The sequence below is a fragment of the Streptomyces sp. NPDC018693 genome, from assembly GCF_044391385.1.
In the GTDB taxonomy this organism is placed as follows: Bacteria; Actinomycetota; Actinomycetes; order Streptomycetales; family Streptomycetaceae; genus Streptomyces.
Genome location: NZ_JBIRZZ010000003.1, coordinates 626,193 through 639,451, shown reverse-complemented (window position 1 = coordinate 639,451; position 13,259 = coordinate 626,193). Strand labels below are relative to the sequence as shown.

Genomic DNA, 13,259 nt, shown 5'->3' with positions numbered 1-13,259 from the left:
CCGAGTTGCCCGTCCGTGCCAGAGGACATGCCCCGCAAGGACGCTCGTTCGGCTGTGAACCCGTTCGCCCGTATGCCCGTCTAGCTGTGGCAGAGACCGAGACCCACCCAGGACATGCACAGCAGGGAGAGAACCGACATGAGCGTCATGCTGTACACCGCGTCGGTGCCGGTCGCGTTGGTGGGCCACAGCGGTATGCGCCCCGGCACCACCGGCCACGGGTTCACGGGCTTCCCGGGTCCCGCCGACACTCCGCTCAACAGCAGCGTCACGACCCACTGGCTCGGCCCTCTGCGTGTCACCACCACCGAGGCCGGACCCGCATGCGCGAGCGCCCACTCCACGGACACGGACGACGACAGCGTCACGGTGCTGGTACAGGACAGCGGCTCCGCGGTGATCGAGAACGACCGGCAGACACTGCTCCGGCCAGGGAGTCTCGCCTTCACCGACACCACCCGGCCCTTCACCCTCACCTACCTGGACCGCTCCCGCACCCACGCCTTCCGATTACCGCCGCGCCGGCTGGGGCTGCGCGAGGGCGACCGGCTGCGTATCACCGAGACGCCCGTCGAGCCCGACACCGAAGCTGCCGCCCTGGTCGTCCCGTTCCTCTCCCGGCTCGCCGACCAGGCGGGCACCTACGGACCTCACCTGGGTCCCCTGCTCGCCCGCAACGCCATCGACCTGCTGGCCACGCTCGCCGCCGAGCGCCTGGAACACGACAGCCCCCGGACCGACACCGCCGCCACCGTGCTGCGGCTGCGCATCAAGGGCTACATCGAGGACCACCTCACCGACCCGGACCTCGCGCCCCGGACGATCGCCGCCGCGCACCACGTCTCCGTACGCCATGTACACCGGATCTTCCAGTACGAGGGCACCACCGTCGGCCGCTGGATCCAGCACCGCCGACTGGAGGCGTGCCGCCGCACACTCAGCCGCCCCGCGCGCAACGCGCCCGCGCTGACGGCCGTCGCCCACCGCTTCGGCTTCGCCAGCTACTCCCACTTCAGCCGCGCCTTCCGCGCCGCGTACGGCATGTCGCCCCGGGAGTGGCGCGCCACCGCTATGCCCGCAGTCCCCTGATCACCAGATCCACCACCGCCGTGAACTCCTCGTCGACACCGGGCCGTTGCCACTCGCGCGCGTAGCACGGGTCGTGGAACCGGCCCGTGGCCTGGAAGAGGGCGCGGGCCGAGGTGGCCGGGGCGGGGGTGGTGAAGGTGCCTGTGGCGGTGCCGGCGTTGATGATCTCCGTGAGCTGGGCGGTCAGGTCGGCGATATGTTCGCCGACCGCCTCGCCGTTCTCCTCGACGAGCGCCATGTACGTGGCGAACAGCTCGGGGTCGTCGCCCGCCTTGTGCCGCTTGGCCTCGAAGAGTGCCGTCAGCCAGTCGCGCAGCCGGGTCTCGGGGTCGCGGTCGGCGGTGGCGATGCCGGCCAGCAGCTCCGTCGTACGGTCCAGCCAGCGCTTGGTGACCGCCTCGCGCAGCGCCGCCTTCGTGCGGAAGTGGCGGTAGACGCTGCCGTGGCTGACGCCGAGCGCGCGGGCCACGTCGACCACGGTCGCCTTGGCGGGCCCGTGGCGGCGCAGCACCTCCTCGGTCGCTTCGAGGATGCGCTCGGCGGTCAGGGTCTCGGTGCTCGCTGCCATGGCTCAGACGGTACCCGGCCCGGTGGTCAGCGTTCGCTGTCGAGCATGGCCATCTGCGCGGCCGCGTACCGGCTGCCCGCCGCCGCCTCGGCCGGGAGGGCGTTCTCGACGGCGGCGAGGTCGGCCGCGTCCAGGGTGACCTCCAGGGCGCCCAGCGACTCGGCGAGGCGCTCGCGGGTGCGGGCGCCGATGAGCGGCACGATGTCCTCGCCGCGGGAGAGGACCCAGGCGATGGCGATCTGCGCGACCGTCACGCCCTTGGCGTCGGCGATCTTCCTCAGGGACTCGACCAGGGTGAGGTTGTGCCGGTAGTTGTCGCCCTGGAAGCGCGGGGAGTGGGCGCGGAAGTCGTTGGCCGTGAACTGCTGGTCGGGTGTGAAGTGGCCGGAGATCAGTCCGCGGGAGAGGACGCCGTACGCCGTGATGCCGATGCCCAGTTCGCGGGTGGTCGGCAGGATCCTCTCCTCGATGCCGCGGGAGATGAGGGCGTACTCGATCTGGAGGTCGGCGATCGGGGCGGTGGCGGCGGCGCGGCGGATGGTGTCGGCGCCGACCTCGCTGAGGCCGATGTGCCGGACGTAGCCCTGCTCGACCAGTTCGGCGACGGCGCCGACGGTCTCCTCGATCGGCACGTCCGGGTCGAGGCGGGAGGGGCGGTAGATGTCGATGTGGTCGACGCCGAGGCGCTGGAGCGAGTAGGCGGCGAACGCTTTCACCGAGGCCGGGCGGCCGTCGAAGCCCAGCCAGCTTCCGTCGGGGCCGCGCAGGGCGCCGAACTTCACGCTGACCAGCGCGTTCTCCCGGAGGGCGGGCGGGGCGGTGCGCAGGGCCTCGGCGATGAGCAGTTCGTTGTGGCCCATTCCGTAGAAGTCGCCCGTGTCGAGCAGGGTGACGCCGGCTTCGAGGGCGGCGTGGACGGTGGCGATGGACTCGGCGCGGTCCGACTCGCCGTACATGCCGGACATACCCATGCAGCCGAGGCCGAGCGGGAAGACACGGGGGCCGGTGGCGCCGAGGGGGCGGGGGGCGTGGGTGTGGGTGTGCGTCGTCATGGCAACCACCCTGCCATGACGACTGACAGATTTCAATATCTGTCAGTCGTTACTTGTCACTCTTCATGCAGCTGACACCCAGCAGCAAGAAAGGTTGTACGAATCTCCGTTGCACCTTCGTCCCGCTTCCGTACCGCTTCATATACCGAACGTAAATGCGATTGACGTGTGATGGACACACGCAGGGATGATGGAGCATCAGTGGATCTTGCCGGCCGGTCCTCGGCCCGAGATCCGTTTCCTCATGACCATCTGGAGACCTACGTGGCCAAAAGCTCCGGCATGAAGGTGCGTCAGACCGTGGCGCGCTTCACGGCTGCGGCGCTCACCGTCGCCCTGGCGGCGACCGGCACCAGCGCCTTCGCCGCCGACGACAGTGGGCCGACCTACAAGCCCGTCGCCCAGCAGGCGTCGAAGGCCAACAAGTTCACCGGGTCCACCGCCGCCGATGAGGCCCCGATCAACCCGCTGGTCGGTATCGACCGCGCCGGCGACATGTGGGGCTACTGGCCCAACGGCAGCGGCGGCCTGGACGCCCGTGAGAAGTTCGGCACCGACTGGTCCTCGTACTACCGCATCGTCCAGCAGGCCGACCACGACAACGACGGCTTCTCGGACGGCCTCTGGTACATCACCACGGACGGCGTCCTGGCCAGCTGGATGGACGACGAGCTCGACCCGGTCCGCATCGGCAGCGGCTGGGGCATCTACAACCAGGTGCTGTCGGTCGGCAACCACGGCGGCGCCAGCCCGGACGACATCCTCGCCCGCGACAACTCCGGCGTGCTGTGGCTGTACCTCGGCTACGGCAACGGCAAGGTGACCTCGCGCATCAAGATCGGCGCCGGGTGGAACGTCTACACCCAGATCGCCGGCAAGGGTGACCTCACGAGCGACGGCATCGACGACATCGTCGCCCGTGACAAGGACGGCGTGCTGTGGCTCTACAAGGGCACCGGCAACCAGTACGCCCCGTTCGCGCCCCGCACCAAGATCGGCGCCGGCTGGAACATCTTCAACTACCTGGTCTCCGTCGGTGACATCGACCTCGACGGAATCACCGACCTGGTCGCCCGCGACACGGCCGGCGCGCTCTGGCTGTACAAGGGCACCGGTTCCGCCACCGCCCCGTACAAGCCCCGTGTGCAGATCGGCACCGCAGGCTGGAACACCTACCGCCTGATGTTCTGATTCCGCGACGGCACCAGAACGGGCCGCTCCCCTTCGGCTTCAGCCGGGGAGCGGCCCGCTTCCATTCATCCACCGCGATCCGGCCCCGGTCCGACCGGAGGTCGTCGCCTCAGAGCAGCAAGCTCGGCAGAAGGCCGCTGACGGTGTCGGTTCGCTCGCCCACCACAACCTGCCCAGTCACTTCAAGATCCTCGCCTCCTTCCCGATGGCCGTCTCCGGGAGGTGCGCAAGGTCGAACTGTCGACGAGTTGGGTGAGGGCGGAATGGGCTCACTGGATCAGTTCGAGATGGGGGTGATCCGCGGACACGGGGCACACATGGAGCTGGAGATCGTAGCCTCGGGCGAGGATGATCCGAGTGTAGTTCGCCGGGGGGACACCAGGGGGAAGCGGGTCGCGGGCCTGGTCGCCCTCGGGAGCCCAGCTCTTGGTGCCGCCGTTCCATTCGGTCGTGGCGATGGTCAGCAGCGGGTCCATCTCGGTGCCGCAGGCGGAACAGACCCGGGGCATGGGGTCGGTGAGGCCCCAGCGGGTCCAGCCGCCGGCCTTCCAACCGGGAGAGACGGACAGGTGGTTCATGTAGAACTCCTGCGGCGCCACGGCGTAGGAGTCGTCCACCGCGGCTCCGGCCGCCTGCCATCTGCTCCAGTCCGCAAGGTGCTCCTGCGACTCCTTGTCCAGTTCGAGGAAGTTGGGGTATTCGGTGACCTCCTCGGGAGACAACAGGCACGGCTGAGGCACGTAGTCGGCGACCTGGACCGCGGGCGGCTCGGGCGGGGTTCCGATGACGTCGGTGACCTCGACGGCGGACCGCCAGAACAACGCGGTCCTGGGGTGGTCCGGGTGGTCGAAGGGGCACCACAGCACCTGCAGCAGATCGGCCTCGACCTGGCCGGGCGGTCGCAGCAGGGGGATGTCACGCACGTACAACTGGGCCACGGGCAGCATGGCGATCGGGCCCTCCGGCCAGGGTCGGCCGGCATTGATCCGCTCGATGATCGCCCGCTCCTCGGGCGTGTACCGGGACACGTGGGGAACGTCGGCCGACCGGCTCGCCGCGGCGGCGTGGATGCGCCGCTGCACCCGCACGTCCTCAGGTGAGGTGGGCTCGTTCACCTGATCCCACTCGTGCGGGCCCTCGCAGTACGGCCACGGCTCGTCGGCGGGCCACAGCAGCGGCCCGCCGACAGAACTGTCGTGCCACGACGGCGACCCGGCGCGAGGGTGCAGCCGGGTCGCAGTGCGTGCCAGCGGGGCCAGTTGAGGGAAGAGCGCGGTGACGTCGAACGGCCGCGGCGGGGTGACACGACTCATGCTGGCTCCCGTTGGCGTGCGTCAGCTGGGTTCAGTTCCCGAGGTTGAGGGTCCCGGTGTTGCCCTTGGTGTTAGGGACGTAGACGTCGGGAAGCAACGGCTGCGACGTTCCGTCCGCCCGCTGCACTGTAGCGCTCATCGTGACCCCCACAGGTATCGTGCTGGTGGCGTCCTGGTACTTGGGCGTCACCTGGTAGAAGAGCGCATCGGTCGCCTTGAAGTTGGGGTCCTCCTTCACCAGCTTCTGAGCCGCCAGCTCGAAGGTCCGCATGCTGGGCGTGCCGGTGTTCATGCCGGACTGCCAGCAGGGGACGAGGTTGTCCTGTCCGCCGTCCCGTACCTGGCCCTTTCCGCCGAGGATGTTGGGGATCAGGTGGCAGCGAGCCAGCCCGGTTCCGGGGGAGTAGGTGTCCCGGAATAGCTGCGCGTCCTGCCATCCGGTGATGTCGCCGGCCGCATCCGTGCCTTCGTCTAGGTTCTTCCCCAGGCATGCCTGCGCCATGGCCGCCCGGGTACCGGGCCCGTTCGGGGTGGCGGTCTTGTTGACGTGATCGACGGCTTCGGTGGTGTTCTTAATCCACCCGTCGCCGGCACGAAGCGTCCCGGTCGGCACGGTCTGCAGGCAGGCGCCCAGTGGCTCCGCGCTCGAGCCCGTGATCTCCACCATGAACTGTTCGGCCTCCAGTACTCGCTGGTTCACGAAGCCCTCGGAGACCTGGTTCTCGGCGGACTGGTTGTCCGCGAGCGGGACGTGGGCGCGCACGCAATGCCTGCTGGGGTCCGCGTCCCCCAGTTGCTGAACGGCCCACCCTCCGCCGGTCCCCTTAAGGATGATCTCGGTGCACTGGGCCCCGTCGATTCCTCCTTCATGCGTGGCTGCGAAGGGGAACGTGCCACAGCTGTCGGTCGCCACGACGTCCGGCATGGCCTGGAAGGGCTTAGACCCCTCGCATGTGCGACTGGTGCGGTCGGCCACGCCGTCCTTCGCCCGGGTCAGCGGCTTGTCGCGCCCCCAGCCGTCCGCCAGGTTCTCCTGGGCCCACCGGTACCCGGCCGCAGCGGCGCCCGACGTGCCGTTCAATTGGACGACCGGCATGACGCTGGGCACCACGCAGCCGGGGCTGGGTGTGCCGATGGAACCCGTGTCCCGGACGTCGTCGTCGCAGCGGATCTTTCTCGGGTTGCTCCAGGAGGCGCTCGGGTCCGTGACCTGGGCGCCGGGAGAGGTCACATACAGCTCGTACGACGTCGTGAACTCGACCTTCGTGCCAGCGGCAGGGGAGGAAGAATACACCACACGGCCGCTGCGGAAATCGCCCTTGGCCAGTGTGCCCCCGTACCACGGGGCGGACTTGGTGACTGTGCAGCCGACCGAGCACGCTGACCTGAACTTCGCGGTCAGGGACGTAACGGCCCCGGTCGCACCGGTCATTGTCACAGTGACGTGCTCCTCCCACGTCGTGCCCGCGGCGGGCAGGAGGGCACTGGTCAGGACGTCCAGGGTGCCGGTACCAATCTGGTTGCCGTTGCCGTCCTTGAGCACATACAGCACGGTCAGGCCGCTCAAGCAGTAGCCAAAGCGGCTGAATTTCCACGTTCCGGGGGTCGTGATCGCGCAGCCGGCTGAGTCGTCGGCGGCGGCCGACGCTGTCGGGGACGCGGCGGCGAGGGCCCGCCGCCCGGCCTGCGACACCGGCGTGGCACTCATGGTGACGCACGCCTCCACCGCACCCGCCCTGTGCTCGCGGGAGCCGGCGCGCGTGGACTCGCAGTGCTCTCCGGGGGTCACCGGGACGGGCTGGGTCTCGACGGGGGCGGAAGTATCGGTCAGATCGGCCAGGTCGATTCGGACCACCTGGCGGGGGGCAGCGTCCGAGGCATGGGACGCCGGCACCATCCCGGTGGTGGCGCCCAGGGCCAGGATGATCAACAACGGGACGGCTGCGCGTCGATATCGCGCAAATATGAACGATGGTCGCATCATCGCACTTACCTTTCGAGCGTGATGTACTGCCGGACGAGCGGGGTTGAGGGACGCGTCCCGGGGAGTGCGGCGCGAGGGAGCAGCGGGGCCCGCCGAAGACCGCGGATCCGCGTCAGCGCGGAGGTGGGACGTCCTCATGGGGCTGCCCCGCCGGTGACCGGCGGGGCAGCGGCGTCACCGTCGCGTGATGGGTGGACGGTGCCAGTCGCCAGAGGCGCGACAGGCCAGCCGGTGATTGGGGACACCAGTTCCTTGCCTCTGCCGCAACCTTGTTGGTCACGAGTGCGATCGAAAGAGAGCGCTTTAGCTGAATGACGGTCAGAGAATCGACGACAGACTGCTGGTGATCGAGGACACGAGTTCCTTGCCCTCCTGCGTAACCTTGTTGACCACGGGAGCCACCTTCTTGGCGACCGGGGTCACCCACTTGGACTGGCCGTACGTGACCAGGCCCAGGGCGGCCCGGCTGGCGGATTCGATGAACTGGCCGCTGGTGAAGCCTTGTTCGATGCCGGTGAACAGCGCGCTGAGCGCGCCGGCTCCCATCGACACATAGCCAAAGAACGCGGCGGCCGGGGCCAGCGGGGGAAAGACGAGGCTGGCGAGGCCGAGGCCAGCGGCGAGGAATCCCGATCCGATGCTGACGTAGCTGAAGGCGTCGGCCCACCAGCCGGCGTCCGACCACCAGTCGTCGTTCCCGGAGGTCCCGGTGCCGCCCCGGTTGACGTCGTCGTTGGACTCGTTGTCGGCCGGGTTGCTGCCGTTCTGCCGTTCCTGCCGGGCCTTCTCGGCGGCCTCGGCGGCCTCCTGTGCGATCTCGGCCTGACGCTTCTGGGTGGCGATGGCCCGGGCCTGGCTGGCCGCGGCGGCCGCCGCGGCTTTGTCGGCGCCCGCCGCGAGTTCGGCGGCGCGGGCGCTGGCCGCGGAGGCCTGGGCGCTGTAGGAGGACTGCAGGGCCGAACGGGCCGCATCGATGGCCTTGTTCGCGGAGTAGTTCGCCGAGCGGGCCGCACCGCGCGCGGTCGCCGCCGCCGTCTGGGCCTGGCTCGCCGAGGCCCGTGCGTCCGCGGCCGACTTGTCGGCGGCATCGGCGTTCTGCCGCGCCTGCTCGGCGTGGTCGTCCGCCTGCTGCGCCGAGGCGATGGCCTTGTCCGCCCAGTACTGCGCCTCGACGGCGGCCTGGCGGGCGTTCGCCGCCGCCTGCGAGGCCAGCGCCGCGTTCTCCTGCGCCTTGTGGGCGATCTTGGCCGCGGCCGCGATGGCCCCGCGGACCGCTGCCACATGGGTGGCAGAGTCGTGGTCGAGCTGGGCCGCCACGTGCTGCACGACCTGGACGAAGTTGCGACGCATCCACGTCGGGCCCTCCAGGGCGACCTCCGCGTACGCCTTGGTGTACGCACCTCCAGTGGTCACCCGCGTCGCGGTCTCGACGGCGTCGTCCTCCCGTATCGCGGCCGGGTAGGTACGGTCGAAGAAGTCCTGCAGCGCCTCCGGAGTGCCCGCGTCGAGCGCGTCGTTGCATGCCTTGCTGACGGCCTTGCCGGGCTTCTCGTTGAGGATGCGGGCGATCTGCACCCGGTTGTCGTCCCGCGCGGCCCGGATCACGCCGGAGGTGATGAAGTCGCCCACCGCCACGGCGCTGTCGCTCTCCAGCGCGGTCTGTGCCGCCGCCGCGACGGCGGGGTTGGACACTTGGGCGATGTAGAGGACGGTCTCGCGGTCATCCTGGTGCTGGGCGATGGAGCGGTCGAGGTCGACCCAGGACAGCACGTCGTCGTCGCTGCCGGCCAGCGCGAACTGTGCGGCCTCCCGGGTCCACGCGCCCTTGGCGGAGAGCAGACCGGTGGCGGCCCTGCGGCCCAGGGTGGCGGCGAGGGCCAAGTCGCCGTCCTCCCACAGGGCCTTCTCAGCCCCGGCTATCAAGTCCTTGACGGCCTGTTGGGTCTGGGCTTCCTGGGCGCGCTTGTTCTCGTACTCGGCCCGCTCCTTCGCCTCGATCTGGAACAGCAGCCGGGCCTCGTCCAGGCCCTGCAGTTTCTCCTGCTCCAGGCGTGCCAACTCCGCCTGCCGTGCCGCCTGCTCCACCGCGATGGCGTCCTCGACGGCCTTGGTCGCGACGTTGGCCGCCTTGACGGCCTCGGTGGCGTGAGCGGTGGACTTGTTGGCGTAGTCGATGGCCTGGCCCGCGTACTTCACGGCTTCCTCGGCGGCAGCAGCCGCCTTCTCGGCATGGTCCGCCGCGGAACTGGCGGCGTCACGTGCGGTGCGTGCCGCGGCGGCGGCGTTGTTGGCGAGAGCCTGCGCGGTGGACGCGGCGTTGGTGGCGCGGTTGGCGGCGGTGTTCGCGATCTGCGCCTGGCGCTGGGCCTCCGCGGCTTCCGACTGGGCGACCCCGGCCGCCGCGGCAGCCTGCGCGGAGGCACTGGCGGCGGCAGCGGAGTTACGGGCGGCGGAGGCGGCGGAAATGCCGGCGGCGGCTGCCTGTGCAGAGGCGGTCGACGCGTGGTCGGCGGCCTGGGCGGCGGTACGGGCCTTGGCGGCGGCATTGCGGGCGGCGACCGCGGCGTTCTTGGCCGCCTCGGTCTTGGAAGCGTCCTTGGATGCGGCGATAGCGGCGTTGTAGGCGCGGGACGCGGCGTTTCCAGCGGTCGAGGCGGCCTGGGAGGCGGCGGTGGCGGCCCAGGAGGCGCGGCGGGAGGCGGCGACCGCCGCGTTGGAGGCGTTGATGGCATTGCGAGCGGCATTCGCCGCGCCTTGAGCGGCGCTGGCCGCCTTGCGGGCCGCCGCGGCGGACTTCTGTACGTCGTTCTTGACAGCCGCAGCCTCGGCGGCGGCCTTCTCCGCCGCCTCCTTGGCCTTCACAGCAGCGGTCTGGGCTCGCTCGGACGCCTCCACGGCGAGGTCGGTCTCGGCCTGGGCGCGCTTGCCCTCCCGCTCGACGACCGCGACGAGTTCCTCGATCGTCGCCGACTCCTGGTCGCGGGCACGGGCGATGTGCTGGCCGGTGTCCAGGAACCACTGAACGTCGTTCGCGGTGCCACTCAGGGCCCGGTTCGCGTACTTGCGTACCTCGGGCCCGGCGTTGAACAGCATGGCGGAGACCTGGACCCGCGCGTCCTCCAGGCGCGCGGCGTACTGCCCCTTCGTGAGGAAGTCCTCCAACGCCTGTTGCGTGCCTGCGTCCAGGGCGGCGGTCGCCGCCCGCTGGACCGCCTTGCCGCCAGTGGCCGACACGGTGGATGTCGCGACCCGCAGGTCCTCCAGCAGAGCGGGCTTGTATCCGTCCGTGAGGAAGGCGGCGATGGCACTGTCGCCGTTGTTGAGCGCGGCAACGGCCTCACGACGCAGGCCCTTGCCGGAGCGGGCGAGGTACCTCATGATCGCGACGCGGTTGTCCTCAATCGACACCTTCGGCAGCGTCTCGGTCAGGAACGTCTGGATATCGGCTTCGGTGCCGGCGAGCGCGTAGGCCGATGCGGCCTTGGTGGCCCTGCCGCCTGTCATCCACGCCCTGACCACCTTCGCCCGGTCCGTGTCGGGCAGCGCGAGCGGGTCCGTGGTCGTGTCCGCCGCGGCAACAGCGCGGGCGGTGGACGTCAGCGACAGCGGGAAGGTGGTGGCCGCCGTCACAGCGGCAAGCGTGCCGAGAAGCCGTCTGCGGCTCCAGAACATCGTCTGCATACGGGTTTTGTCCTCGTGGTCTGTGTCGATGGAGCAAAAACGTGGCTCATCAGCGCCCACTGGCAGGCAGGGAATTGCGCAATGAGCCGGACGCGCCCGCACGCATTCACCAGTAAATCAATGGACACCGCAGCGAATCAACTGACAAAAACACCGAAGATCATTATTGAGCAGAAACCTCGACTCACACCCATCCGCCGCCCCTGGTGACTGGGAGCGAACCGAGGAGGTGACGAGCGAAATCCTTACTCCAGGTCCGCGATCTTGATAGTCGATTCATAGCCAAATGCAAGCCCGAATGGCTCAAACCGACCCCTCGGCACCGCCATGCAGACCTCTCCACCTGGAATTTTTACTATCTCTTGAACTGAATTCCCACAACCCTCACGTGCGTGATCGAGCTCACATAAAGGGATCCACATTATGGCGCTTTACTAAGTGGACAGGCCCAGTCCCGCCGTGTTCCATAAGTGGCTTCGAGTTAACTTCCGACACATAAACGGGGCTTATCTAAATTCCGGAGAAACTCCCCCGTCCGTCTGCCCTGAAACCGAAGAACGAGGATCGCCATGCATATGCGAAAAAGAGTCGTAGGCACCGCTGTGGCGGCGTTGGCCGCAGGCACCCTGGCGTGGTTCGGGACCACGGGCGCCACTGTCACCGCGCAGGGCACCGAGCAGGGGACGGTCACATCCGTCGCCGACGAGGCGCCCGGCTACACCGTGGAGAACTTCAACTACCCGCAGGCCGACAAGATCCTGGCCGAGCACGGCATCACCCTCAAGCGTGGCGACGGCCATATCACGCTCGCCGACTGCGTGAGCGGCACCGGACAACTCGAGATCATGGCCCGCAGCCACACGGACAATATCTGCTTCAACGTCACGGGCAACTCAGGCTGGCTGACCTTGGAGATCCCCACCGTCTTCGCCATCCGGGGCAACGACTACACCACCCAGGTCGACATGACCACCGGCGCGGAGGAGAAGTCCTTCGACATCGTCAAGAACAGCTGGACGGCGGTCGGGGAGAGCGCGGACGAGCAGGGCCGCGACTTCATGCTCGTGGAGATCCGGACCTCGAAGTAGTCAAGCCCCACCAAAGAGTCCGCACTCTCATCACCCACTGACCGGCCCGGGCCGGTCACTCCCGGGATCACTCACACCTTCGATCAAGGACCACGGAATGAGCCGTTCACGTCCCTTCGGCGCCCGACCCGCACGGGCCATGGCCGCTGCAGCCCTGGTCGCAGCACCCCTGCTGGTGACCGCCGCACCCGCCGGTGCCGCCAGCGGTCCCGCCACGACCGACAGCGCTTACGCCTTTACCGCCCGCATTGACATCGGTGAGGGCGAAAGAGCCTGCTCCGGCGCCCTGGTCGACCCCCGCTGGGTCGTCACCGCCGCCTCCTGCTTCGTAGACGACCCGGTCTCCGGCACCGTCCCCTCCGACGGCAAGCCGGTCAAGCCGACGACCGTCACCGTCGGCCGCACCGACCTCACCGGCACCGCCGGCCTCGTCACCGAGGTCACCGAGATCGCCGCCTACCCGGGACGCGACCTGGTCATGGCCCGCCTGGCGCAGCCCGCCACCGGCATCGCCCCGATCGCCTTCGCCACCACACCGCCGGCCGCCGGTGAGACGCTCAAGGTCGCCGGCTTCGGCCGCACCCAGAGCGAGTGGTCCCCGCTCGCCCTGCACACCGGCAGCTTCACCGTGGACGCCGCCCAGGACGGCCAGGTGTCGATCACCGGCCAGAACGGCGCGGCGGTGTGCGCGGGTGACGCCGGCGGTCCGCTCTTCCGCGAGCAGGACGGCAAGGTGGAACTCGTCGGCGTGAACAGTCGCTCGTGGCAGGGCGGTTGCTGGGGCACCGACGCCACCGAGACCCGCACCGGGGCACTGTCCGTCCGCGTCGACGACAGCGCGACGCAGACGTGGGCCAAGGAGACGCGGGAGCGGCTGCGGGAGATCATCCACACGGCCGACGTCAACGGCGACGGGCTGAGCGACCTGATCATCCAGGGCGTCGACGGGAACATCACGGTGCGCACCGCCAAGGAGCTCGTCTTTGCCCCGACAGACCAGCCTCTCTACCGCTTCAACACCGGCGTCCACTGGAGCGCCGGCTGGGCCAACTTCACCGGTGAGCCTGGCAAGGGCAGGCTGTACTTCGCCGACATCAACGGCGACAAGAAGGCCGACATGATCGTCCACGGCACCGACGGCACCATCGCTGTCCGCACCAACAAGGGCACCTACTTCGACGGCGGCACCCACTGGAGCGCCGGCTGGACCAACTTCCTCGGCTGGGAGGGCAAGGGCCGCCTCTACTTCGCCGACATCGGCGGCGACGGCAAGGCCGACCTCATCGTCCACAC

9 protein-coding genes are annotated in these 13,259 nt (G+C 69.2%); 4 read left to right on the top strand and 5 right to left on the bottom strand.

The genetic code is table 11. The features are described from left to right. Window positions 1–138: 138 nt before the first annotated feature. Window positions 139–1,089 carry a helix-turn-helix domain-containing protein gene (locus tag ACH5AC_RS11280; RefSeq protein WP_398861458.1) on the top strand — a complete coding sequence of 317 codons (951 nt, stop codon included), beginning with the start codon at window positions 139–141 and terminating at the stop codon, window positions 1,087–1,089. On the opposite strand, the gene ACH5AC_RS11275 is transcribed toward ACH5AC_RS11280, so the two are convergent. Then, window positions 1,070–1,657, bottom strand: a complete 588-nt coding sequence (locus ACH5AC_RS11275; protein ID WP_398861457.1) for a TetR family transcriptional regulator — start codon at window positions 1,655–1,657, stop codon at window positions 1,070–1,072. The two genes, ACH5AC_RS11280 and ACH5AC_RS11275, sit on opposite strands and share 20 nt — an antisense overlap. A gap of 26 nt (window positions 1,658–1,683) precedes the next feature. After that, on the bottom strand, window positions 1,684–2,709 hold the full coding sequence (locus ACH5AC_RS11270; protein ID WP_398861456.1) for an aldo/keto reductase: 1,026 nt from the start codon (window positions 2,707–2,709) through the stop codon (window positions 1,684–1,686). 264 nt (window positions 2,710–2,973) lie between these two features. On the opposite strand from ACH5AC_RS11270, the gene ACH5AC_RS11265 reads away from it, so the two are divergent. After that, the gene (locus ACH5AC_RS11265) at window positions 2,974–3,900 is read left to right on the top strand and encodes an FG-GAP repeat domain-containing protein (RefSeq protein WP_398861455.1); all 927 of its coding nucleotides are present in this window, start codon (window positions 2,974–2,976) and stop codon (window positions 3,898–3,900) included. Between the two features lie 269 nt (window positions 3,901–4,169). Here the strand turns inward: ACH5AC_RS11265 and ACH5AC_RS11260 are convergent, their stop codons facing one another. From ACH5AC_RS11260 to ACH5AC_RS11250, 3 genes are all read right to left on the bottom strand, one after another. Continuing rightward, window positions 4,170–5,213 carry a hypothetical protein gene (locus tag ACH5AC_RS11260; protein WP_398861454.1) on the bottom strand — a complete coding sequence of 348 codons (1,044 nt, stop codon included), beginning with the start codon at window positions 5,211–5,213 and terminating at the stop codon, window positions 4,170–4,172. Window positions 5,214–5,244: 31 nt separating this feature from the next. Beyond that, on the bottom strand, window positions 5,245–7,143 hold the full coding sequence (locus ACH5AC_RS11255) for a DNA/RNA non-specific endonuclease (protein ID WP_398861453.1): 1,899 nt from the start codon (window positions 7,141–7,143) through the stop codon (window positions 5,245–5,247). Window positions 7,144–7,515: 372 nt separating this feature from the next. Next, window positions 7,516–10,878 carry a hypothetical protein gene (locus ACH5AC_RS11250; protein WP_398861452.1) on the bottom strand — a complete coding sequence of 1,121 codons (3,363 nt, stop codon included), beginning with the start codon at window positions 10,876–10,878 and terminating at the stop codon, window positions 7,516–7,518. Window positions 10,879–11,447: 569 nt separating this feature from the next. Between ACH5AC_RS11250 and ACH5AC_RS11245 the strand changes: the two genes are divergently transcribed. Both ACH5AC_RS11245 and ACH5AC_RS11240 read left to right on the top strand, forming a co-directional pair. Further along, entirely contained in the window at window positions 11,448–11,966 is a 519-nt protein-coding gene (locus ACH5AC_RS11245) for a hypothetical protein (RefSeq protein WP_398861451.1), read from the top strand. Between the two features lie 97 nt (window positions 11,967–12,063). Further along, a partial coding sequence (locus tag ACH5AC_RS11240; protein ID WP_398861450.1) for a trypsin-like serine protease occupies window positions 12,064–13,259 on the top strand: 1,196 nt, incomplete at its 3' end.